Below are 20,826 nucleotides of genomic sequence, written 5' to 3'. Positions count from 1 at the left end.
GGGGGCTCCGTTCAGGCTTGGGCGACTTGCGCAGGCGCACCGCGCCACGCCTCGATCAGGCCGATGACACCGGCCGCAAGCAGGCTGCCGAGCAGAAGAACAAACGCCAGTCCGCCCAGCAGCACGCCTGCGAGGACGAGCAGGCCCTTGCACAGGGCAGCGAAGGTGGCGATGAAGGTGGAGAGGAGGATGAACATGGGGGGCTCCTGAAGACGGGTCGGACAGCGACCCTGCAGGCGAAGGATGCGCGGGTGACGCGACACCCTGTGACGCATGGCGACAAGGTGGCGGATTTGCCCGAGAGATGATGCGCCATCGGAAGGCGAGGGCTCGGTCATGGCATGGGGCGATCCGCAGGGAACCTATCCCGCATGCGGCAGGAAGTATCGCACGCTGCGCGCATCATTGCACCATCGCGATTCTGACTGCCCCCCATGCGCTCCTTGTCCAAATCCAAGTTGATGGCGTTTCGCCAATGTCCGCGCCGCCTGTGGCTGGAGGTGCATGCACCCCAGCGCAAGGAGGATTCGGCACAGACGCAAAGCAGCTACCGCGCGGGACTGTCCGTCGGAGAAATTGCCCGCAGCCTGTATGACCCGCAGGGCCAGGGCGTGCTGATCGATCTGGAGACCCTGGGGTTTCCAGCGGTGTTCGACGCCACCGCGCAGGCGCTGCAAGAGCGGCAGCCGATCTTCGAGGCCGCGTTCACTGCGGGCGGGGGCCTGGCGCTGGCTGATGTGTTGCTGCCGGTCGGCGCGTCCGCGTGGCGCATGGTCGAGGTCAAGTCGTCCGCCTCGGTCAAGGACCCGCAGCGTGAGGATCTGGCCATCCAGGCGCATATTGCCACGCAGGCGGGAGTGGAACTGGCAGGCGCCGCAATCGCGCACATCGATTCCTCCTGGGTCTATCCCGGCAGCGGAAACTACGCCGGATTGCTCAAGGAGGTCGACCTCACCGAGCAAACATGGGAACAGATGCAGGCGGTGCCGCAGTGGATCGCCCAGGCGCAGGCCGTGGCCAACATGCCGGAAATGCCCCAGCTCTCGACGGGCCCCCAGTGCGATGATCCCTATCCGTGCGGTTTTTATCCCTACTGCCGCAGTCTGGAGCCTGCGGTGGAGTTCCCCATCCAGTGGCTGCCACGGTTCTCCGCGCAGCGCTGGGTCGATCAGGGCGTGGTTGACCTGCGTGACCTGCCGAGTGAGGTGCTCAACCCGCAGCAGCAGCGGGTGCGGGACTGCACCCTGCGCGGCGAAGTCTTCTTCGACCGCGCAGGCGCCGCAGCCGATCTGGCGGTGTATCCCCTGCCGGCGCTGTTCCTCGACTTCGAGACCATCCAGTTCGCCGTGCCGATCTGGGAGGGCACACGCCCCTACCAACAGATTCCCTTCCAGTACAGCGTGCACCGCCTCGATGCCCAAGGGCAACTCACCCACTGTGAATTCCTCGACCTGTCTGGACAGGACCCGTCCCGTGCGTTTGCCGAGCAGTTGATCCGCGATTGCGGCACCCGTGAGCCGGTGTTCGTCTACAACTCGGCATTCGAAAGGGCACGCATGACCGAACTCGGGGAGCGCTTCCCGGATTTGGCGGATGTGCTGCGGGCGATTGTCGAGCGCGTGGTGGATTTGCTGCCTATTGCACGGCAGCGCTACTACCACCCGGCGCAGCAGGGTAGCTGGAGCATCAAGGCCGTGCTGCCGACGGCGGTGCCGGAACTGTCGTATTCCGCGCTGGAGGGCGTGCAGGACGGCGGAGGCGCGCAGGAGGCGTTTCTGGAAGCGATCGATCTGGGCACGGAGCCGCAGCGCAAGGCGGAACTGCAACGGCAGCTGCTGGCGTATTGCGCGCTGGATACCTATGCGATGGTGCGGCTGTGGGGGGTGTTTGCGGCGCTGGCGGGAGATGAGATTAAACGGGATTCGGTTATTCTCAATTGATATCAATTCCAATTCGAAGGTCAAATATGACAGAAAATTGCAAATCCAGATACTTTTCAACGTATAGATTACAAGACGTTGCGAAATGGCGTGTGTTGCAGCAGACGGCCGATGAAACGGGTATACCGCAAGTCAATATCCCACCGGTGCAGCGTGGGTTGGTATGGGATGTCAGCCAAATCGAGCTTTTTTGGGATTCGCTACTGCGTGGTTTTCCGTTTGGGGCGCTAGTTTTTGTGCCTTTAAGAAGTGATCCAAATCGTTTTGACCTATTTGATGGCCAACAACGCTGCGATGCCATCTACTGGGGATTTCAACCGGATTTCGAGGAAGATCTACGCCAGAACGACAAGATACGGCAGATCCTGTGGTTGGATTTGCTACCAGGCGATCGGCTCAAAAATTCAACTCGGCGCTTTCTGGTGCGCTTGACGACCAGAGCTCACCCGTGGGGATTTTGGCGAAGTGACGATGCTGCTGCGATTTCTTTGAGGGACAGGCGTGAATTTTTCGGAATAATGGAGGCGATTAGAACGAAGCATTGCAATGCTGATAAAAAGCATGGTGATTTTGAGGCAGGTTGGCGCCCCTCGCTCACAGAGTGTGTTCCTTACGACGCGGGATTTCCCGTACCGATGCCCTTGCTTTTCCAGGCCATCGATAAACAGACACAAAAGATCGACTGGAACAAAGTCGCCGAACATCGTCTTGTGCAGTTAGCTGAGGACTGGAAAAACACGAAGCTCGAGGCGGTTCTGACGAACTCTCAATACAAGGCCAACATCGAAGCGATCGAGAGAGCCTTGTTCAACGCGATGAACACTCCTGTGGTAGCCGTTCACCTTGCTCCAGATGTGAGCGATGGAGTGGATGGGTTTGAAGATCTGTTTATCAGACTCAATCGAAACGGAACGCCGCTCAGCGAAGAAGAACTGGCTTATTCGATGATCAAGGTCGGTTGGCCAGAGATCGAAAATACGATGGATGCGATCGTTGAGGCTCAGAAGCAGCATGCCAGTGAGGCGCGCTTAATCCGTATGGGCATGCGCGCAGCGCTTACAACCCATGAGGCGACGAAACTCGAACCGGCTCCCTCGCCGTCTTTAATACGTGCGATATTCGCATCAGCCGAGCCCAATAGTGCTGAGACTAAAGAGAATTTGCAAAAACGTGGAGACCTTCAAAAATTTTTCAAGCTGAAAGAGGTTTCGGAAGGCAAAAAAACTGCCAGTGTCATCGAAGCGCTTGAATGGATAGACAAACAACTCTGCTTCAACGAGCAAGACAGAAATTTTGGTATTCCGCCGTATTTACGTAGCGCAATCGCTTGGCGATCACCCGAGGTGTTTTCTTGGTTGATGCTGTTAGCAGGCCGTTATGAATATGAGGCTATCGATGATGAACTAGCAAAAGTAATTCTGGCTTTTGCGCTTTGTCTTCACTGGTTTGCGGAAGATAAAGAACGGGCTGTCAGCCGTTTGATTGAATTGTCCCACAACCGTGGTGATCTCTCGATGGTGAAATTGAACGACTTCGATAAAGATGATCGTCGTTTGATTTTGTGGCCTATTTTGACCCAGGAGGAACTGGTTGAAGCGATTCAAATCGTGCGTGTTGCGCAAACGGGAAATGAACTGTTCCTCAAAGAATGGAAGTCAAGCATTTGGCAGGGGGTCGTGACACTGCGAGAACCGGATCAGCGCGCGTCATTGCCTGAAAAAATTGAACAGGTCTGGGGAAAACGTCCAGGAGGAATCGAGCGCAGTTGGGAGGACGTCGGTAATTTAGTGGAGCGAATTCACCACCAAACTGAATTTTTAGTTTACGCTCAACGAAAATACATTAGCAAAGTCTTCAAAAAATTCGACCCGTCCGACCAGCGACTTTGGAAGGGGCACAACAGACCGTGGGATTATGACCACATTCTGGCAACCAACAGATTGGACGGCAGAACAGGTTCTGCAGGTCCCTACCATTCAATTTGCAAGCTCTGGCAAGGCACGATCGGCAATCTCGTTGCTATAGATCTCGTCCACAACCGAAGTGAGGGAGATAATTCCCCAGCTACCAAGCTGCATGCATACAAGCAACTCGTCACGGAGTATGAATGGGATCCTTTTCTTCGCCTCGACGGACTGGATCAAACAGGTGATGGCTTGCCAAACCTAGATGATTTTGATCTCGACATCGCGAAAACTGCCGATTATGGTGCGTCCGTTCGTTTCGTTCTTGCAAGTCAGCGTCGAATGGTCGAACTTTATCGCCATTGGTTTGACGAATTAGACGTGAAAAGGCTGATTGGCCCGACGGCGTAGTGGCGACTCGATCGAAAGTGGCTCGGCTCAGTTTTGGGCGCTGCGTACTTTGCGTCGGCCTAAGCTAAAACTTTTTAATCTAGGAGGAAACAATGGGATACATCTGCTCAATTTGCGGTCATACATCCAGTTCGGCGATGGCGGGCTCTTGCTCGCATTCGCCATCAAGATCACACATTTATATCGAACAAAATCCTACGGGCTATCTCTGTAAATTCTGTGGCCATACTTCCAGTAGTGCGATGGGCGGATCCTGCAACGCGAGTCCATTCCGAGCGCACCAATACATAGCCCGGCATGGTGGAGATTACACGTGCATGTATTGTGGCCATAAATCACACGATGCGATGTCTGGGACTTGCAGCAGCAGCCCACACAAACACCACGAATACCTGTAACCGGTCGAGGTCGCTGCTTCACAGTTCGTCGGCGGTCAAGGGCAGTGTCTCCCATTGATCGCCCACCTTTTGTCCTCCCCCTCCATCCTCACCACCACCCCCTCCGCCTGCATACGCTCAAACAGGGCGCACGCCCGCGCGTAGCCCAGCCGCAGGTGCCGCTGTACCAGCGACACGCTGGCCTCGCGCTGTTGCAGCACCAAGGCCTTGGCCGCCTGATACAGAGCCTCCTCCGATTCCGTCGAATCGGTCGTCGTGTGCATGTCTTCCTCCATCCTGAGCAACGCAGCGTGACCGCAGGCCAAAAGCCTGTGATCTCCAGCGGGGCCAGTGTCGCGCCGTCTTGCGACACGAGCTGTCGCAGCGTCGATCCACAATGCCCTCTGGAGGATGTCTCATGCCCGCACCAGCCCAAACCTTTACCGTCTTCGAGCAAACCTTGGCCCCAGCCCTTCGCCTATGGATGCTGCGCGTGCTCTCGCCACTCGGCGAAGTCGGCGCCCTGATCGAGCGATGTGGCAGGGAGGAGCAGATTCTCTGCGCCCTGGGAATCGACCTCCATCCGCTGGGCGCCTTGACGGCCCAGTCCCGCACCAACGCCGTCAAGGCCTTGCTGTATGACAAGTGGAAGGCTGCGGAACAGGCTAGCGACCGGGACGCCCTCGACCCGGTTCTGGCCAACAACATCCAGCGCCTGGGCGATCTGGTCGGATTGCATGCCGCCGAGCAGCAGGTCCTCGCCTTCGTCGTCTGTCTGAGACAGACCAGTCTTCTCGAGGCCGTGACCGATCTGTTTGGCCCTGTCGATGTGCATCAGGCACAGATCCGCACCGCCGCCGTGTTGCAACTGCCGCTGCCCGTGGTGCAGTCTGCCTTGTCGTCCAAGGGTCGCCTTGCTCAGTGCGGCCTGCTGCGCCTGGACCGCGATGGCGCGCGCGATCTCACCAATATCTTCACTCTGCTGTCGCGCGAGTTCACCGCCGGTCTGCTGCTGCCCGATGTGGATCTGCTGAGTCTGCTGCGCAACCGCATCACGCCTGCCGAGCCGCCCGAGTTGACCCTGGCTGACTATGCCCACCTCGAGCCGCATGTCAGCCGTCTGCGCGCCTACCTCCAGCGTGCGGAAGCGCAGGGCCGCACCGGCGTGAACGTGCTCCTCTATGGGCCACCTGGTACTGGCAAGACCGCACTGACCAAGGCGCTGGCTGCGTCCATCGGCGCCGAACTCTACGAGGTCAACACGGTCGATGCCGATGACGATCCGATCCGGGGCATGGACCGGCTCAACGCGTACCGCGCGGCGCAGCAGTTTCTGCAACAACGCCGTGCGCTGATGCTGTTCGACGAAGTGGACGATGTGTTCGATTCCGGCGATAGCCCGCTCGTTCGCCTGTTTGGCGGTCGGTCCAGCCACGGCCAGCACAAGGGCGCGATCATCAAGACCCTGGAGAGCAACACCATCCCGACCTTCTGGCTGACCAACGATGTCAGGGGGCTAGACCCTGCCTTCGTCCGCCGGTTCGACTGGGTGCTGGAACTGCCGATCCCGCCACGTGGGGTGCGCGAGCGACTGATCGACCAGCACGCCGACGGGCTGATCGATGCCCGTGCCCGCCAGCGCCTGGCCGACTGCGAGCAGCTCGCGCCGGCACTGCTCACCCGCGCAGCCAGCGTGACGCGGGTCTTGGCAGACGATCTGGGCATTGATGCCGCGCAGGACACCTTTGTCAGCCTGGTGGACAACACACTGCGTGCGCAGGGGCACCCATCGCTGCGCGTGGGAGGACTGGATGTGGCACCCGACACCTATGACCTGGCGTTTCTGAACGCCGACACCGATCTGGACGGACTGATTGCTGGCGTGCGGGCCCATCGCAGTGCGCGGGTCCTGCTGCACGGTGCCCCTGGCACCGGCAAGACCGCCTTTGCCCGCCATCTCGCTGAGCGGCTGGATCAACCCCTGCTGGTCAAGCGGGCGTCTGACCTTTTGTCCAAGTGGGTCGGAGAGTCCGAGCAGAACGTGGCGGCGGCGTTTCGACAGGCGCAGACCACGCGCAGTGTGCTGCTGATCGATGAGGTGGACAGCTTCCTCCAGGAACGGGGCAAGGCCCACAACGGCTGGGAGGTCACCCTGGTCAACGAGCTCCTGACCCAGTTGGAATCCTTCGATGGCCTGTTGCTGGCGACCACCAACTTCCTGGAGGGCCTGGATGGTGCCGCGCTGCGGCGTTTCGATCTCAAGATTCAGCTGCGACCGCTGTCGGCCGCGCAGGCCTGGGCGTTGCTGCAGCGGCATTGCGCAGCCGCCGGGCTGCCCGACCCTGATGAAACGCTCCAACCCGAGGTCGATCTTCTGGCAGGCAGGGTCACTCCGGGAGACTTTGCTGCGGTGGCGCGCAGAGCGCGATTCGCTCCGCTACCAGACGCCAAGGCGTGGCTGGTGGCCCTGCGGCAGGACTGCGCACTGCGGCCGGGGCTGGGGCAGCCAGCGGGGTTTGTCCGCCTGGTCGAGCGCAAGGCGTCATGAGCAGGAGGTCAAGGCGCGGCCAGCGCCGCCAGGATGGGCTGGTCGTTAGGGTGATGCAGCATCTGCGCAACACGCACCCGCACTCGAGGAAGCCAGTTGGCTTGAGTCAAACCGGATTGGTCCCTGAGGTCAGACCACTGGCCACCGGGGCGTCTGCCACAGCGGGTGCCTGGCGCATGAAACGCGCACGATTGTCTCCAAGGTACACGACGTGCTGGGAGGAGTTGGCGGTGGTGGGGGGCGGGAGGCAGGTCGCCTTGCGATGAACGGTGGCATTCAGCAGTCTCCCGTTCAGGAAGTGCGCGCCACTGGAGCAAAATACGCCCCATCCCAGTCGCGGGACGCCCCGCATCGCCCGCACCCGCCCTCCAGCCCCTGCCCATCGTGCCCCGCTCCCTCCCCGCCATCACCCTACAGCCGCCTGCCGCCGACAAGCCGCTGGGCAAACAGCACAAGACCTTCAACACCCTGGTCGGCAAGATCCAACGCGCAAGGTCCCGGCTGCAGCAATGGCACGAGGCGATGCAGCGCGCCGCTCAGGCCCAGGCAGCGCACATCGACCCCAAGATGCGCCGCCTCAATGCGCACCGCAAGGACCTCGTGCTGGCCCTGGATGCCCTGCAAGACGATCCCCGGTACAACAAGACCGACCGCAAGCGCCTGCGCAACCTGATCGAAGCGCTCGGCCTGGCCTGCCTGGACATGCAGCCCGACGCCGAGATCGAGGCGATTCTGAACCGGCAGCGCACGCCCAGACGCGAGGAACGCTCCGGCGCGATGGATGACCTGTTTGGCTTTGACGCGTTCGACGCAGCCGACGCGCAGGCACCGGATGCCAGCGACCCGGATTCCTTCGACGGCGCGTTCGATGACAGCGCCGGATTTCAGCAGCAGCCCCCGGCCGATGTCTCGAGACCGCCCCGGGATCACGCCCCGACCCTGCGCGCCATCTACCGCAAACTCGCCAGCGCCCTGCACCCCGACCGCGAGCCCGATCCTCAAGAGCGTGCCCGCAAGACTGCCTTGCTCCAGCGCGCCAACGCCGCGCACCAGAGCGGCGACCTCCTGGCCTTGCTGGGGTTGCAGCTCGAAATTGACTTGGTCGACACCACCCAACTCTCCTGCCTGGGCGATGCGCAGATCAAGGACTATGTCCAGGCGCTCAAAGCGCAGCTTGCCGACTTGGAAGAGGAAATCGATTCGATCGAGGACGGTTTCCGCTCGACCCTTCCTGTTGCAGCCACCGCGCGAAGGCTCGACCCTCGCACGATCGATACCTTGGTTGCGCAGGAACTCGATGCGCTGAACCATGTGGAGCAGGAGCTCAAGACGGTGCTGTCGCGCAAGACGGACATTCGCTTCATGCAATCGTGGCTGCGGGAGCAGGACCGGGCCAACCAAGCCTTGGCCGAAGAGGCCTGGGATCAGGCACTGGCCGCGTTTGACGAACTGCTGGCTCAGGAGTTTGCGCCTCGCCCACGCCGCCGCCGCCGATGACCGCTACCGCCACTGACCAGCCTGTGCGCCTGTCGGGCTCGGTCGAGCGCGTGATCTTGCACAGCGAGCAGACGGGGTTTGCTGTGTTGCGCATGAAAGTGCGGGGGCAGCGCGAAATGGCCACTGTGGTGGGGTCGGCTGCCCGCATCAGCCGTATCTGAGGTCTGGACGTTTGCCGGTGCAAGCATGGCCATGGCCCATCTATCGCGGATCAATCTCGGAGGGCTTGGCCTGGTCGAACTGAATCCTTCAGGCCGGATCGTCCGTTTTGCGCCAGTCAGTTTGGCTCTCGGTCAAGAGCGCGGCCCAATCGTCCGGTGGATTACCACGCCCAAGCATCCTCTCGAACACCGTGTACGGATCAGACTTGCTGCCCGCCGAGCGCAAGGTCTGCGCGTCGTTGACCCAGGCAAACACGATCATCCGGCCATGGGAGTCGTAGCGGAAGAACAGCCTGAACCGGCGTCCGATCTTCGCGCGCCGCCAGTGCCGGAAGGCTGGTCCCAAAGTATTGCCCTGCCGGAATTCGTCGCGCGAGGGATCGCTCGGCACCCCGTCCAGGATCAACTGGCTCAATGCCCTGAACAGTTTGACGTTGGCGTTTTGCGCAAAGCCGAGTGGGTCGTTGCGTTCGGCCCGCTCAGCGGCGGCCTGGAGTCTGCGCAACTGCTCAATGACGCCCTCGTGAAACAAGAGCGTCCATCCATGACGTTGCATCAGAGCGCCACGTCGCCGTCGATGTCCTCATCGATGTTCACTGCGTGGCCCACTTGTGCCAGCAATGCTTGTGCCAAATCCTCCGGTAAGGACTGGATGCGTCGCCCGGCTCGAATGTCCGCTTCCAGCAGCCCCAGGAAGGCGCTGATGGCCGGGTCCTCTTGTTCGGCCTCTGCGCGGGTCACGACGACTTCGCCGCCACGCAGGTCGAACGCCACCTTGCTGCCCGTGCCAACACCCAACGCTTGTCGAATGGACTTGGGGACGGTCAGCTGACCCTTGGAAGTCAGGGTTGCGACTGCGTGGATTTCGGGCATGGCAGTACTCCGGAGGGCAACTAGAATAACCAAAATGTAAGGAAAAATCCTTGCATAGTCAATGCAAGCTTCTGGGCGGCAGCGTGCGCTGCGTTGGCTGCAAGGTTTGTTGCCAGACCCCGTTACGCTGGTTCAATCACGCGTGCGACGTCGCCCTGGCATGCGGCGCACTGACCCACCAGCAGCAGATTGCCACCCTTGATCGTGCCGCTGAAATGGGTGATCGTTGTTCCGCGATGGCACTGCCCGCACCAGACGTTGGACAGCAGCCGCTGGCGAATGTCGGCAGGAATGGCGTTCCAACGCTGGCGAGCGGGTCGAGTGAAAACGGGGAGCGATTCAACGGTCATGGTTCAGCTTGCCCGCGACGGGCGTCCTTCAAGAGCGACAACAACTGCTGTTTTTGCGTTGACAACGCGCCGAACACGAGGTCAGGAACGCTGCCGATGGAAGCGCGGACGGCCTCACCCTTGCGGCTCCCAAGGATTGAGCACCGCCACCCCGCACCCCTGGAAGTCCGAGACATTCCGCGTCACCAGAGTCATCCCGTGAACCATTGCGGTGGCAGCGATCAAGCTATCCCGGAAAGGGCGTGGGTCCGGTACATGAAGCGCGGCACTGCGCAGCGAGACTGCCGCGTCCACGGACAGAATGCGCCCAGCGAAAGCGGGCAACACCTGCGTCTGGAACCAAGCCCGAAGCAAGGCGCCCTGAGACCCATCGCGGCGCTCGACCAGCAAAACGCCCATTTCCAGCTCCTGCACCGTGATGGCCGATAGATACAGATCCGTCGCATCCACGCGATCGGCCCATTGCGCCACATACGCATCCCCGCGGCTCAGGCGAACCTTGCGCAACTCCGAAACGACATTGGTATCGAGAACGAACATCAGGAAAGATCTGCAGGACGTGCCAGCTCACGCGGGTGCGGCGTCTCGAGTTCGACATCCGCAACATCCGGCATCGCCAGCAGATCGGCGATCTTCCTCTGACTTGCGGTCAGGCGCCGATATTGCTCCATACTCATCAGGACATGCGACGGACGCCCCCGGTCGGTGATGAACACGAGCCCGTCATTCGCGGCCTTTTTGGCCTCGCTGGCTCGTTGGTTGAATTCGCGGCTGGAGAGGGTAGTGATGGTCACGGGGACACCTCGCTCAAACAATGTATGGAGGTTACTACATCTTCCGCGCGCGGAAGAGCGCAGGCAGTGTCGTTGGAGGAGTCTGCCGGACGTACGCCGGTCCTGCGCCCGAAAGATTTGGGTGGGGCCGCGTGGCATGAATGTCAAAAAATGGAAAATGCAAAATTAAAAAACAGACCGGCATGACTCGGCGTCTTCAGACATTCCATGGCGTAGCGCCCCCATGTTCGACCGCCTTATGACTCAAAAAGTCAATATAAACCATGTGTTTACATCGCTTTGCACCGTTTGTTGCCAGTTGGGGGAAGGGGTCTCATAACCCGAATGTCGTTGGTTCAAATCCTGAGGGGCCAAAATAGCCACAAAACGGCTCGAAATCGCCTCAATTCGCCACGTCAATCCCATCATGTGGAACCACATTCTCCGCATGTCACCAGTGCGCTGAAATCAGCGCCTTATTCAGTGTTGCCTTAATCCTTGAGCTGGCTTGAACTTTCGATTGCCTGCACAATCTACAGCGCTGCTGTATCCAAACGTATCGGAGTGACACATGTTCAATCTCATCAAAACCGCCATCCTGATGGCCGCGATCACCGCGCTGTTCATGGTGATCGGCTCCATGCTGGGCGGCCAGAAGGGCATGGTGCTGGCGCTCTTGTTCGCCCTGGGCATGAATTTCTTCAGCTACTGGTTCAGCGACAGGATGGTGCTGAAGATGTACAACGCGCAGGAGGTCGACGCAAGCAGCGCGCCGCAGTTCTACGCCATGGTGCAGGAACTCGCGCAGCGCGCTGGCCTGCCGATGCCGCGGGTCTATCTCATCCAGGAAGACGCGCCCAACGCCTTTGCCACCGGCCGCAACCCGGAACACGCCGCGGTGGCTGCGACAACCGGCATTCTGCGCGTGCTCAGTGCCCGCGAGCTGCGCGGGGTGATGGCGCATGAACTGGCGCATGTGAAGCACCGCGACATTCTCATTTCCACCATCTCCGCCACCATGGCGGGTGCCATTTCCGCGCTGGCGAACTTCGCCATGTTCTTCGGCGGCCGTGATTCCGAGGGACGACCGGCGAATCCCGTGGCCAGCATCGCCGTGGCGCTTCTTGCTCCGCTGGCGGCCAGTCTGATCCAGATGGCCATTTCCCGCGCCCGCGAGTTCGAGGCCGACCGTGGCGGTGCCGAGATTTCGGGCGACCCGGCCGCGCTGGCCGCTGCCCTGCAAAAGATCGAGGCCTACGCGCGCGGCGTGCCCTTCGCTGCCGCGGAGGCGCACCCCGCCACCGCGCAAATGATGATCCTCAACCCACTGCACGGCGGAGGGATTGCCAAGCTGTTCAGCACCCACCCTGCCACCGAGGAGCGGGTTGCCCGGCTGATGCAGATGGCGCAGCAGGGCAACGTCAACGCCTGGCAGGGCTGACCGTCACGGCGTCTCGCAAAAAAACGGCCCGGCAGATTGCGTTGCCGGGCCGTTTTTTCTGAAGCGTTCTACCTCCGACGCCCCAGTTGCAGGCCCTCGAGCGCGCTGTCGATGATGACCCCGGCAATGCTGTACAGAATGGAGCCAAGCAGCGCCGCGCCAAAGCTGCGCACTGCAAAGCCATCGATCACGCCCGACGCGGCGTAGAACATTGCGGCGTTGAGCACAAAGAAAAACAGCCCGAGGGTGAGAATGGTGATCGGCAGGGTGAGGATGAACAGGATGGGCCGCACCAGCGCATTGAGCAGGCCGATGAACAGCGCCGCCCACATCGCGGCAGCAAATCCCGACACCTGGACGCCGCTGTACAGGTAGGCCACGGCCAGCAGGGCACAGGCGGACAGCAGCCACTTCAGCAGGAGTTTGAGCATGATGGGCTTCTTGTATGTTCAAACCAGACCAGCGCGGTACAGTCCAATCATCGCTGAGGTGACCAGACCGGACCGTGCAGCCTGTAGCCTCCTCGAGTCGACGAGCGTGCTCGCCAGCTCGTTTTTGAGTCGATTGCGCACGGACCCCGTGCTGGTCTTTCTGGTGCCCGAACGGTTAGCCGAGCGGCGTTTGGCCTGCTCGCATGCACAAGGAAGGGAGATGAAGACCATGTCTGGATCATCCGTGATGGTGGGGATCGACGTTGCCAGTGCGCACGTCGATGTGGCGTGCTTGGGAGCGGCTTTGCCAGTTGAGTTGGCCCATGTCCCCAACGATGCCGAGGGGCATTGTGCGCTGGCCGACGCCTTGGTCAAGCTGCAACCCGCGCTGGTACTCATGGAAGCCACTGGCGGCTACGAGGCGGCGCTGGCGTGCGCGCTGCAGGCGGCGGGACTGCGCGTGGCGGTCATCAATCCGCGCATGGCGCGTGACTTCGCCCGCGCGATGCAGCGCCTGGCCAAGACCGACCGCATCGACGCGGCGACCCTGGCCGAGTTCGCGGCCGTGCTGGCCCAGCGTCCTGACTGCGAGCGCTTCGTGTGCCCGCTCAGTGAGCCCGAGCAGCAGGATCTCGCCGCCCTGGTGACCCGCAGGCGCCAGCTCGTGGCCATGCAGTTGTCCGAACGCCAGCGCCTGCGCTTGGCGCGCCCGGTTGCCCACCCGAGCATCGAGGCCTTGCTCGAGGTCATTGCTCGCCAGCTCGACGACGTCGATGCCCAGATGCTCAGCCATGTCGAGCAGCACCACGCCGCAATGGCCAAGCTGCTGCAAAGCGTGGCGGGCATCGGTCGCATCGCCGCTGCCACGCTGATTGCCGAGCTTCCGGAACTGGGGCGGCTCAACCGCCGCCAGATCTGCGCGCTGGTCGGCGTGGCCCCTTACGCCAACGATTCGGGCTCCAGCCGGGGCCGAAGGCGCATCATCGGCGGGCGCTTCGAGGTGCGGCGCGCCCTGTACATGGCCACGCTCACCGCAACACGATGCAACCCTGCCATCCGCGCCTTTTACGAGCGCCTGTTGGCCGCGGGCAAACTCAAGAAGGTGGCCTTGATCGCCTGCATGCGCAAGCTGATCACCCACCTCAATGCCATCGCCCGGAACCACCTGAACGCTCAACATCACCCTCTCACCGCTTGACTTTCAACACGGTTACTCAAAGGTCAGCCATCCGCGACCAGGCGTTTTGCCAGCGCTGCCGCCAGACCGGTGTAGTTTGACGGGGTCAGCGCCAGCAGGCGTTGCCGGTCGGCCTCGGGCAGGTTCAGCCCGGCGATGAACGCGCGCATCGATTCCTCGGTGATGGCCTTGCCGCGGGTGAGCTCCTTGAGCTGCTCGTAGGGGTTGGGCAGTCCGTGGCGGCGCATCACGGTCTGCACCGGCTCGGCCAGCACTTCCCACGCGGCGTCGAGATCTTCGGCCAGGCGTTCGGGGTTGACCAGCAGCTTGTCCAGACCGCGCAACAGTGCGTCCCAGGCCAGCACGCTGTGACCGAGCGCCACGCCCATGTTGCGCAGCACGGTGGAATCGGTGAGGTCGCGCTGGAACCGCGAGATCGGCAGCTTGTCGCTCAGGTGCCGCAGCAAGGCGTTGGCGATGCCCAGATTGCCCTCGGCGTTCTCGAAGTCGATCGGGTTGACCTTGTGCGGCATGGTCGACGAGCCGATCTCGCCTGCCTTGGTCTTTTGCCGGAAATAGCCCCAGGAAATGTAGCCCCAGATGTCGCGGCTGAGGTCGATCAGGATGGTGTTGGTGCGGGCCACGGCGTCGAACAGCTCGGCCATCGCGTCGTGCGGCTCGATCTGGATGGTGTAGGGGTTGAATTGCAGCCCGAGCGATTCGACCACTCGGCGCGAGAACGCCTCCCAGTCGACCTCGGGATAGGCGGCCAGATGCGCGTTGTAGTTGCCCACCGCGCCGTTCATCTTGGCGGTGAGCTGCACTGCCTCGATTGCGGCGATGGCGCGCTGCAGGCGGTGCGCGACATTGGCGAACTCCTTGCCCAGTGTGGTCGGACTGGCGGTCTGGCCGTGGGTGCGCGACAGCATCGGCTGCTCGGCCAGTTCTGCCGTGAGGTCGCGCAGACGGCGCAGCACGCGCTGCAACAGGGGCAGCAGCGCCTCGCGCCGGGCGCCGCTGAGCATCAGCCCATGTGCCGTGTTGTTGATGTCCTCTGAAGTGCAGGCGAAATGGAAAAACTCCGCATGCTCTTTTACACCGGGCAGATTCGCGGTCTGTGCCTTGAGCCAGTATTCAACCGCCTTGACATCGTGGTTGGTGGTGCGCTCGATCGCCTTGATTTCCGCAGCCTGCGGGCTGCCGAAGCCCTCCACCAGCGCCTGCAGCGCGGCGCGTGCCGCAGCAGGCAGCGGGGGGAATTCCGGCAGTCCCAGGTCGGACAGGCCGATGAACCAGGCCACCTCGACCTGCACGCGGCTGCGCATCAGGGCGGCTTCGGACAGATGGGCGCGCAGGCTGTCGACCTTGGTGCAGTAGCGCCCATCCAGGGGCGAAAGCGCGTCCAGAGTGGACAGCGGCGCGGATTGCGGAGAAGGATTTGTGCTCATGTCTGCATTGTAGGAAGTGGGAGACGCCGGTCTGTGCGGGGCAGGCATGGCCCAGCCTCCCATCAAGGCCGGTTGATATACTGAATTGCCTTTCTATTGCTGCTCCACAACATGAAACTCATCGGCTCCCTGACCAGTCCTTACGTGCGCAAGGTGCGCATCACGCTGGCCGAGAAAAAAATCGACGCCAAGTGGGAAGAGGAAAACGTCTGGGCGGATTCGACGCAGATCATGCGCTCCAACCCGCTGGGCAAGGTGCCCTGCCTGGTGCTCGACGATGGCGAGGCGATTTTCGATTCCCGCGTGATCGTCGAATATCTCGACACCCTCACCCCCGTGGGCAAGCTCATCCCGGCCGGTGGTCGCGAGCGCGCCGAAGTGCGCACCTGGGAAGCCCTGGCCGATGGCGTGATGGACGCCGCAGCCACCGCGCGGCTGGAACAGACCTGGCCCGGCCGCACCGAGGCGCAGCGCTGCCCGGCGTGGATTGCGCGGCAGATGAGCAAGGTGGAGTCGGGCATCAAGGCCATGTCGCACGGCCTGGGCGACAAGCCGTTTTGCTGCGGCAACCACTTGAGCCTGGCCGACATTGCCGTGGGGGCTGCGCTGGGCTATGTGGTGTTTCGCTTTCCCGAACTGGGTTGGCAGCAGCAGTATCCCAACCTCGCCAAGCTGTACGACAAGCTGATGCAGCGCCCGTCGTTTCACGATACGGTTCCGCCGCAGAGCTGAAACAAAAAGGCCGTCAGGGTTGTCTTCATGCGGCTTGCGCCGCATCCTGCGCCCAGCGCAGGGCAAATGCCGCGGCCTGCAGCCGCACCGCGGCGCGGTCCCCCTCGAACAGCCTGTGACGGGCCTGGCTGTGCGCCGTATCGCCATCGCGCCAGGCCAAGCCAAACCACACCGTGCCCACCGGCTTGTCCGGCGTGCCGCCGCCCGGCCCGGCAATTCCGGTCACTGCAACCGCAAGGTTGGCTTGTGCATGCTGCAACGCGCCCAGCGCCATGGCGTTCGCCACCTCGGGGCTGACCGCGCCCACTTGCGCAAACAGGGTGGCGTCCACGCCCAGCAGATCGGTTTTCGCGGTGTTGCTGTAGGTCACCATGCCGCGGTCGAACCAGTCGCTCGATCCGGCGACGCTGGTCACAGCCGCAGAGACCAGACCGCCGGTGCAGGATTCGGCGGTGACCAGCCGCCAGCCGCGCTGACGCAGGACCGCGCCGAGCGCGGCGGCCTGCCTGCAAAGCGTGTCGAAATCGGGGGGCTGCATGAATTCAGAACAGGGCGTAGAGCCGGATGCCCAGCGCCATCACCAGCAGGGTGAAGGCGGCGGCGATCAGGTCGTCGAGCATGATGCCGAAGCCGCCTTTCACATGGCGATCGGCCCAGCCCACCGCCAGCCATTTGCCCGCGTCGAACGCACGAAACAGCAGGAAGGCGGCCAGTTGTTCGGCCCAGCCTGAGGGGGTGACCAGCAGCAGGATGAGCCAGAACGCGATGATTTCGTCCCACACCACGGGCGAGGCGTCTTCGAGGCCGAGGGCGCGCGAGGTGTGGCCACAGGCCCAGACACCGAGGAGGGCGCCGACGCCAATGACGACGGCCCACGCCAGCGGGGACAGCCACAGAGACAGCAGGGCGTAGCTGGCCCAGGCGAACAGGGTGCCGGCCGTCCCGGGTGCGATGGGCGACAGGCCGCTGCCAAAGCCCAGCGCGAGCACATGCAGCGGGTTGCGCCACATGAAGCGCCAGCTGGCGCGAGGTTGCGGTGTGGAGAGTGGGGGTGCGGCGGTCATGGGGTCAGGCGCTGCGGAAATGGTCGAAGCCTGCAAAGGCATTGTCCAACACCTGGCCGTGGGCGTCGATCAGTCGCAGACCGGGCTGAGACGCGATGCGGCCGATGCGGGTGACCGCGGTGGCGGCTTGCGCTGCCGCGGCCTGCACCGCGTCGCGTGCAGCGGGCGCGGCAGTGAACAGAAGCTCGTAGTCGTCGCCACCGGCGAGCTGGCACAGGCGGCGGCGCTGCAGCGGCTGCGTACGCAGCGCCGCAGTCGCCGGGCAGGCGTCGGCATCGACCGTGGCTCCCACGCCGCTGCGCCGCAGAATGTGGCCGAGATCGGCCAGCAGGCCGTCGGATACATCGATGGCCGCGTGCGCCACGCCACGCAGCGCCAGACCCAGCGCGACACGCGGCGCAGGCCGGTCCATGCGGGCGAAGGTCTCGGTCTGATCCGCCGGGGACAGCGCCCATTCGCCCAGGCGATGCCCGAGCGCCAGCCGCGCATCGCCCACGGTGCCAGAGACCCACAGATCGTCGCCGGGCCGTGCACCGCTGCGCAGCAGCGCCTGTCCTTGCGGCACGGTGCCGAGCACGGTGATGCACAGATTGCGCGGCCCGCGCGTGGTGTCGCCGCCGACCAGCTCGATGGCGTGCGCGTCCGCCAGCGCGAACAGCCCGCGGGCGAAGGCCTCCAGCCAGGCGGTATCGGCCTGCGGCAGTGCCAGCGCCAGGGTGAAGGCCAGCGGCTGCGCGCCGACCGCGGCCAGGTCGGACAGGTTGACCGCCAGTGCCTTGTGTCCCAGCGCCTCGGGGTCGGCATCGGTGAGGAAATGCCGGCCCTCGACCAGCATGTCGCTGGAGACGGCCAGCTGCTCGCCCGCAGCGGGTGCGGGCAGCAGCGCGCAGTCATCGCCCACGCCCAGCGCGGCGCGGCGCACGGGTCGGGTGAAAAAACGGGCGATGAGGTCGAATTCGCCGAGCGAAGCGGTCATGGAAGGCTGGAGGAAGCAGAGCGTGTTCGCTGCATGTTCGCACAATGGCGCGCGGACAGGCTCCTAGAATCGCTCGCTTGCGCAGCGACAAGATGCGAAACGTTCACAACGGCTGCGCGATGCGGAGACAGACATGTCCAGCCCCGAAGATCCCAAGGCCAAGCTGCGCCAGGCCGCCCTCGAATATCACGAATTTCCCCGGCCCGGCAAGCTCGCCGTGGTCGCCACCAAGCAACTGTCCAACCAGCGCGACCTGGCGCTGGCCTACTCCCCCGGCGTGGCGTCCGCCTGCGAGGAAATCCACGCCCGCCCGGATGACGTCTTTCGCTACACCGCGCGCGGCAATCTGGTGGCGGTGATTTCCAACGGCACCGCGGTGCTCGGTCTGGGCGACATCGGCCCGCTGGCGGCCAAGCCGGTGATGGAAGGCAAGGCGGTGCTGTTCAAGAAGTTCGCCGGCATCGACGTCTTCGACATCGAGGTCAACGAAAAAGACCCGGCCAAGCTGGTGGAGATCATTGCCGCGCTGGAGCCCACGTTCGGCGGCATCAACCTCGAAGACATCAAGGCGCCGGAGTGCTTCGAGGTGGAGCGCAAGCTGCGCACCCGCATGAACATCCCGGTGTTCCATGACGACCAGCATGGCACCGCGATCATCGTCGGCGCGGCCATTCTCAATGGCCTGAAGGTGGTGGGCAAGGATATCGCCCAGGTCAAGCTGGTCTGTTCGGGCGCGGGGGCTGCGGCGCTGGCCTGTCTGAGCCTGCTGGTCGATCTGGGGCTGCCGCGCAAAAACATCTGGGTCAGCGATCTGGCCGGGGTGGTTCACACCGGTCGCGCCGAGCTGATGGACGAGGACAAGCGCCGCTTCGCGCAGGACACCCCGGCGCGCACCCTGGCCGAGATCATCGACGGCGCCGACGTGTTCCTCGGCCTGTCCGCCGGTGGCGTGCTCAAGCCCGAATACACGCAGCGCATGGCCGAGCGGCCCATCATCCTGGCATTGGCCAACCCCACGCCGGAGATCCTGCCGGAAGAAGCCCGCGCGGTGCGGCCCGATGCCATCATCGCCACTGGGCGTTCGGACTATCCGAACCAGGTCAACAACGTGCTGTGCTTTCCGTACATTTTCCGCGGCGCGCTCGACTGCGGCGCCACCACCATCACCGCCGAGATGGAGGTGGCCGCGGTGCACGCCATTGCCGAACTGGCGCAGGCCGAGCAGAGCGACGTGGTGGCCGCCACCTATGTGGGCGAGCCGCTGCGCTTTGGCCCCGATTACCTCATTCCCAAGCCCTTCGATCCGCGGCTGATGATCAAGATCGCTCCGGCGGTGGCCGAGGCCGCGGCGAAATGCGGCGTGGCGCGCCGACCGATTGCCGACATGGACGCCTACCGCGACAGCCTGCAGCAATTCGTCTATCAGTCCGGCGCGCTGATGCGGCCCATGTTTTCCATCGCCAAGAAGGCGGCGAAAAAACGCATCGTCTATGCCGAGGGCGAGGACGAGCGCGTGCTGCGCGCGGTGCGCGTGGTGGTCGACGAGCATCTGGCACGGCCCATCCTGGTGGGGCGGCCCGCGATCATCGCGCAGCGCATCGACCGCTTCGGGCTGCGCCTGGAACAGGGGCGCGATTACGACGTGGTCAATACCGATCACGACGAGCGCTACCGTGATTTCTGGCAGAGCTACCACCAGCTCGCGGGCCGCAAGGGGGTGACCCCGGCGATGGCCAAGATCGAAATGCGCCGCCGCCTCACCCTCATCAGCTCGATGATGCTGCACAAGGGCGAGGCCGACGGCATGCTGTGCGGCACCTGGGGTCATACCCATATTCACCTGCACTACATCGATCAGGTCATCGGCCGCCGCCCCGGCGCCAATGTCTATGCGGCGATGAATGTGCTGGTGCTTCCCGGGCGGCAGGTGGCCCTGGTCGACACCCATGTCAACTTCGACCCCAGCGCCGCTGAAATTGCCGAAATCACCAGCATGGCCGCACGGGAGCTGCGGCGCTTCGGCATCAGCCCCAAGGTGGCGCTGCTGTCGCATTCCAACTTCGGGTCGTCGACCGCACCCAGCGCGGTGAAAATGCGGGAAGCCCTTGCCGTGCTGCGCGCGCGCGAGCCCGATCTGGAAGTCGATGGGGAAATGCAGGGCGACACTGCAGTCGATCCAGCCTTGCGCGCCAGTCTGATGGCCGACTCCACCCTCAGCGGCGAGGCCAATCTGTTGGTGTTTCCCGATCTCGACGCGGCCAACATTTCCTACAACCTGCTCAAGGCCACCGCGGGCAACAACATCGCCATCGGCCCGATCCTGCTCGGTGCGGCCAAGCCGGTGCACATTCTCACCGCGTCGAGCACGGTGCGCCGCATTGTCAACATGACCGCGCTCACCGTGGCCGAGGCGAATCTCTGAGGCACTCTTTCAAGCAAACGCCGGGCCGCCCCAAGTTTCCTTGACCCCCACGGGGGGGCGGTTCGGCGAGCCGCCCTGGGGCGCTCTCAGTCCGTCCCAGGCGGCCCTGCGCTGTTCACGGGCCTGACGGCAGACCGTAAAACCTGCCTAAAAAATGGGCGAATCCTTGTATTTTCGTGGCGATTTCGCTACGATCGGGTCTTTACTGATATGGGCTTGCGGCGAGTGCCTGTTCTGACTCTCGCCAAGCATTTGCTCCTATTTTTACGCTTTTGCGTCCAACTGCCTCTAACCGCGCATC

22 protein-coding genes are annotated in these 20,826 nt (G+C 63.0%); 10 read left to right on the top strand and 12 right to left on the bottom strand.

Going from position 1 to position 20,826, the window contains the following annotated elements:
- Positions 1 to 11 precede the first annotated feature (11 nt).
- Complete coding sequence (locus AC1ZQA_RS15350) at positions 12 to 197, bottom strand: hypothetical protein (RefSeq protein ID WP_482677702.1); 186 nt, start codon at positions 195 to 197, stop codon at positions 12 to 14.
- Between the two features lie 237 nt (positions 198 to 434).
- Here AC1ZQA_RS15350 and AC1ZQA_RS15345 point away from each other — a divergent pair, with 237 nt between their 5' ends.
- Together AC1ZQA_RS15345 and AC1ZQA_RS15340 are read left to right on the top strand one after the other, a co-directional pair.
- Positions 435 to 1,940 (top strand): DUF2779 domain-containing protein, encoded by a 1,506-nt coding sequence (locus AC1ZQA_RS15345; RefSeq protein ID WP_482677701.1) that lies wholly within the window; start codon positions 435 to 437, stop codon positions 1,938 to 1,940.
- Positions 1,941 to 2,032: 92 nt separating this feature from the next.
- Complete coding sequence (locus tag AC1ZQA_RS15340; RefSeq protein WP_482677700.1) at positions 2,033 to 4,255, top strand: DUF262 domain-containing protein; 2,223 nt, start codon at positions 2,033 to 2,035, stop codon at positions 4,253 to 4,255.
- A 433-nt stretch (positions 4,256 to 4,688) separates the two neighbouring features.
- Here the strand turns inward: AC1ZQA_RS15340 and AC1ZQA_RS15335 are convergent, their stop codons facing one another.
- Entirely contained in the window at positions 4,689 to 4,916 is a 228-nt protein-coding gene (locus AC1ZQA_RS15335; protein ID WP_482677699.1) for a DNA translocase FtsK, read from the bottom strand.
- A 134-nt stretch (positions 4,917 to 5,050) separates the two neighbouring features.
- Here AC1ZQA_RS15335 and AC1ZQA_RS15330 point away from each other — a divergent pair, with 134 nt between their 5' ends.
- The 4 genes from AC1ZQA_RS15330 to AC1ZQA_RS15315 all read left to right on the top strand — a co-directional run bounded on the left by AC1ZQA_RS15330 (position 5,051) and on the right by AC1ZQA_RS15315 (position 8,838).
- On the top strand, positions 5,051 to 7,180 hold the full coding sequence (locus tag AC1ZQA_RS15330) for an AAA family ATPase (protein WP_482677698.1): 2,130 nt from the start codon (positions 5,051 to 5,053) through the stop codon (positions 7,178 to 7,180).
- Positions 7,177 to 7,446 carry a DUF4113 domain-containing protein gene (locus AC1ZQA_RS15325; RefSeq protein ID WP_482677697.1) on the top strand — a complete coding sequence of 90 codons (270 nt, stop codon included), beginning with the start codon at positions 7,177 to 7,179 and terminating at the stop codon, positions 7,444 to 7,446. The genes AC1ZQA_RS15330 and AC1ZQA_RS15325 overlap by 4 nt, the downstream gene beginning before the upstream one ends.
- 118 nt (positions 7,447 to 7,564) lie before the next feature.
- Entirely contained in the window at positions 7,565 to 8,677 is a 1,113-nt protein-coding gene (locus AC1ZQA_RS15320; RefSeq protein ID WP_482677696.1) for a J domain-containing protein, read from the top strand.
- Positions 8,674 to 8,838: a YrrC family ATP-dependent DNA helicase gene (locus tag AC1ZQA_RS15315; protein WP_482677695.1), complete on the top strand. Its 165-nt coding sequence runs from the start codon at positions 8,674 to 8,676 to the stop codon at positions 8,836 to 8,838. Before AC1ZQA_RS15320 ends, AC1ZQA_RS15315 begins: the two co-directional genes overlap by 4 nt.
- 88 nt (positions 8,839 to 8,926) lie before the next feature.
- On the opposite strand, the gene AC1ZQA_RS15310 is transcribed toward AC1ZQA_RS15315, so the two are convergent.
- The 5 genes from AC1ZQA_RS15310 to AC1ZQA_RS15290 all read right to left on the bottom strand — a co-directional run bounded on the left by AC1ZQA_RS15310 (position 8,927) and on the right by AC1ZQA_RS15290 (position 10,855).
- Positions 8,927 to 9,394 carry a type II toxin-antitoxin system YhaV family toxin gene (locus AC1ZQA_RS15310; RefSeq protein WP_482677694.1) on the bottom strand — a complete coding sequence of 156 codons (468 nt, stop codon included), beginning with the start codon at positions 9,392 to 9,394 and terminating at the stop codon, positions 8,927 to 8,929.
- Positions 9,394 to 9,711 carry a type II toxin-antitoxin system PrlF family antitoxin gene (locus tag AC1ZQA_RS15305; RefSeq protein ID WP_482677693.1) on the bottom strand — a complete coding sequence of 106 codons (318 nt, stop codon included), beginning with the start codon at positions 9,709 to 9,711 and terminating at the stop codon, positions 9,394 to 9,396. The genes AC1ZQA_RS15310 and AC1ZQA_RS15305 overlap by 1 nt, the downstream gene beginning before the upstream one ends.
- Positions 9,712 to 9,833: 122 nt before the next feature.
- A complete protein-coding gene (locus AC1ZQA_RS15300; protein WP_482677692.1) occupies positions 9,834 to 10,061 on the bottom strand; it encodes a hypothetical protein in 228 nt (75 codons plus the stop codon).
- 114 nt (positions 10,062 to 10,175) lie between these two features.
- Positions 10,176 to 10,604 carry a PIN domain-containing protein gene (locus tag AC1ZQA_RS15295; protein WP_482679350.1) on the bottom strand — a complete coding sequence of 143 codons (429 nt, stop codon included), beginning with the start codon at positions 10,602 to 10,604 and terminating at the stop codon, positions 10,176 to 10,178.
- Positions 10,601 to 10,855, bottom strand: coding sequence for a type II toxin-antitoxin system Phd/YefM family antitoxin (locus AC1ZQA_RS15290; protein WP_482677691.1), 255 nt, complete (start codon positions 10,853 to 10,855; stop codon positions 10,601 to 10,603). The genes AC1ZQA_RS15295 and AC1ZQA_RS15290 overlap by 4 nt, the downstream gene beginning before the upstream one ends.
- Before the next feature lie 550 nt (positions 10,856 to 11,405).
- Between AC1ZQA_RS15290 and htpX the strand changes: the two genes are divergently transcribed.
- A complete protein-coding gene (htpX, locus tag AC1ZQA_RS15285; protein WP_482677690.1) occupies positions 11,406 to 12,275 on the top strand; it encodes a zinc metalloprotease HtpX in 870 nt (289 codons plus the stop codon).
- Positions 12,276 to 12,343: 68 nt separating this feature from the next.
- Here htpX and AC1ZQA_RS15280 read toward each other — a convergent pair whose 3' ends face one another.
- Positions 12,344 to 12,706, bottom strand: a complete 363-nt coding sequence (locus AC1ZQA_RS15280) for a phage holin family protein (protein ID WP_482677689.1) — start codon at positions 12,704 to 12,706, stop codon at positions 12,344 to 12,346.
- 247 nt (positions 12,707 to 12,953) lie between these two features.
- On the opposite strand from AC1ZQA_RS15280, the gene AC1ZQA_RS15275 reads away from it, so the two are divergent.
- Positions 12,954 to 13,904, top strand: a complete 951-nt coding sequence (locus AC1ZQA_RS15275; protein WP_482679349.1) for an IS110 family RNA-guided transposase — start codon at positions 12,954 to 12,956, stop codon at positions 13,902 to 13,904.
- A 23-nt stretch (positions 13,905 to 13,927) separates the two neighbouring features.
- On the opposite strand, the gene purB is transcribed toward AC1ZQA_RS15275, so the two are convergent.
- Positions 13,928 to 15,331, bottom strand: a complete 1,404-nt coding sequence (gene purB, locus AC1ZQA_RS15270) for an adenylosuccinate lyase (protein WP_482677688.1) — start codon at positions 15,329 to 15,331, stop codon at positions 13,928 to 13,930.
- Between the two features lie 111 nt (positions 15,332 to 15,442).
- Between purB and AC1ZQA_RS15265 the strand changes: the two genes are divergently transcribed.
- Positions 15,443 to 16,063 carry a glutathione S-transferase N-terminal domain-containing protein gene (locus AC1ZQA_RS15265; protein ID WP_482677687.1) on the top strand — a complete coding sequence of 207 codons (621 nt, stop codon included), beginning with the start codon at positions 15,443 to 15,445 and terminating at the stop codon, positions 16,061 to 16,063.
- Positions 16,064 to 16,088: 25 nt separating this feature from the next.
- On the opposite strand, the gene AC1ZQA_RS15260 is transcribed toward AC1ZQA_RS15265, so the two are convergent.
- From AC1ZQA_RS15260 to thiL, 3 genes are read right to left on the bottom strand one after another with little or no spacing between them, the layout of a single operon-like run.
- Positions 16,089 to 16,601 (bottom strand): CinA family protein, encoded by a 513-nt coding sequence (locus AC1ZQA_RS15260; protein WP_482677686.1) that lies wholly within the window; start codon positions 16,599 to 16,601, stop codon positions 16,089 to 16,091.
- Between the two features lie 4 nt (positions 16,602 to 16,605).
- Complete coding sequence (locus AC1ZQA_RS15255; protein ID WP_482677685.1) at positions 16,606 to 17,127, bottom strand: phosphatidylglycerophosphatase A family protein; 522 nt, start codon at positions 17,125 to 17,127, stop codon at positions 16,606 to 16,608.
- A gap of 4 nt (positions 17,128 to 17,131) precedes the next feature.
- On the bottom strand, positions 17,132 to 18,103 hold the full coding sequence (gene thiL / locus AC1ZQA_RS15250; RefSeq protein WP_482677684.1) for a thiamine-phosphate kinase: 972 nt from the start codon (positions 18,101 to 18,103) through the stop codon (positions 17,132 to 17,134).
- 133 nt (positions 18,104 to 18,236) lie between these two features.
- Here thiL and AC1ZQA_RS15245 point away from each other — a divergent pair, with 133 nt between their 5' ends.
- On the top strand, positions 18,237 to 20,525 hold the full coding sequence (locus tag AC1ZQA_RS15245; RefSeq protein ID WP_482677683.1) for an NADP-dependent malic enzyme: 2,289 nt from the start codon (positions 18,237 to 18,239) through the stop codon (positions 20,523 to 20,525).
- Positions 20,526 to 20,826: the final 301 nt, after the last annotated feature.

Source organism: Thiomonas sp. DCM-2, from assembly GCF_056820905.1.
This window is presented reverse-complemented; position numbering and strand designations above follow the sequence as displayed.

What these genes read in the sequence shown, in the direction of transcription:
- AC1ZQA_RS15310 (WP_482677694.1), bottom strand. Translation starts at nt 9,394, where the DNA reads ATGCAACGTCATGGATGGACGCTCTTGTTTCACGAGGGCGTCATTGAG.
- AC1ZQA_RS15335 (WP_482677699.1), bottom strand. Translation starts at nt 4,916, where the DNA reads ATGCACACGACGACCGATTCGACGGAATCGGAGGAGGCTCTGTATCAG.
- AC1ZQA_RS15315 (WP_482677695.1), top strand. Translation starts at nt 8,674, where the DNA reads ATGACCGCTACCGCCACTGACCAGCCTGTGCGCCTGTCGGGCTCGGTC.
- AC1ZQA_RS15260 (WP_482677686.1), bottom strand. Translation starts at nt 16,601, where the DNA reads ATGCAGCCCCCCGATTTCGACACGCTTTGCAGGCAGGCCGCCGCGCTC.
- AC1ZQA_RS15325 (WP_482677697.1), top strand. Translation starts at nt 7,177, where the DNA reads ATGAGCAGGAGGTCAAGGCGCGGCCAGCGCCGCCAGGATGGGCTGGTC.
- AC1ZQA_RS15330 (WP_482677698.1), top strand. Translation starts at nt 5,051, where the DNA reads ATGCCCGCACCAGCCCAAACCTTTACCGTCTTCGAGCAAACCTTGGCC.
- AC1ZQA_RS15300 (WP_482677692.1), bottom strand. Translation starts at nt 10,061, where the DNA reads ATGACCGTTGAATCGCTCCCCGTTTTCACTCGACCCGCTCGCCAGCGT.
- AC1ZQA_RS15245 (WP_482677683.1), top strand. Translation starts at nt 18,237, where the DNA reads ATGTCCAGCCCCGAAGATCCCAAGGCCAAGCTGCGCCAGGCCGCCCTC.
- AC1ZQA_RS15255 (WP_482677685.1), bottom strand. Translation starts at nt 17,127, where the DNA reads ATGACCGCCGCACCCCCACTCTCCACACCGCAACCTCGCGCCAGCTGG.
- AC1ZQA_RS15275 (WP_482679349.1), top strand. Translation starts at nt 12,954, where the DNA reads ATGGTGGGGATCGACGTTGCCAGTGCGCACGTCGATGTGGCGTGCTTG.
- AC1ZQA_RS15345 (WP_482677701.1), top strand. Translation starts at nt 435, where the DNA reads ATGCGCTCCTTGTCCAAATCCAAGTTGATGGCGTTTCGCCAATGTCCG.
- htpX (WP_482677690.1), top strand. Translation starts at nt 11,406, where the DNA reads ATGTTCAATCTCATCAAAACCGCCATCCTGATGGCCGCGATCACCGCG.
- AC1ZQA_RS15350 (WP_482677702.1), bottom strand. Translation starts at nt 197, where the DNA reads ATGTTCATCCTCCTCTCCACCTTCATCGCCACCTTCGCTGCCCTGTGC.
- AC1ZQA_RS15265 (WP_482677687.1), top strand. Translation starts at nt 15,443, where the DNA reads ATGAAACTCATCGGCTCCCTGACCAGTCCTTACGTGCGCAAGGTGCGC.
- AC1ZQA_RS15305 (WP_482677693.1), bottom strand. Translation starts at nt 9,711, where the DNA reads ATGCCCGAAATCCACGCAGTCGCAACCCTGACTTCCAAGGGTCAGCTG.
- thiL (WP_482677684.1), bottom strand. Translation starts at nt 18,103, where the DNA reads ATGACCGCTTCGCTCGGCGAATTCGACCTCATCGCCCGTTTTTTCACC.
- purB (WP_482677688.1), bottom strand. Translation starts at nt 15,331, where the DNA reads ATGAGCACAAATCCTTCTCCGCAATCCGCGCCGCTGTCCACTCTGGAC.
- AC1ZQA_RS15280 (WP_482677689.1), bottom strand. Translation starts at nt 12,706, where the DNA reads ATGCTCAAACTCCTGCTGAAGTGGCTGCTGTCCGCCTGTGCCCTGCTG.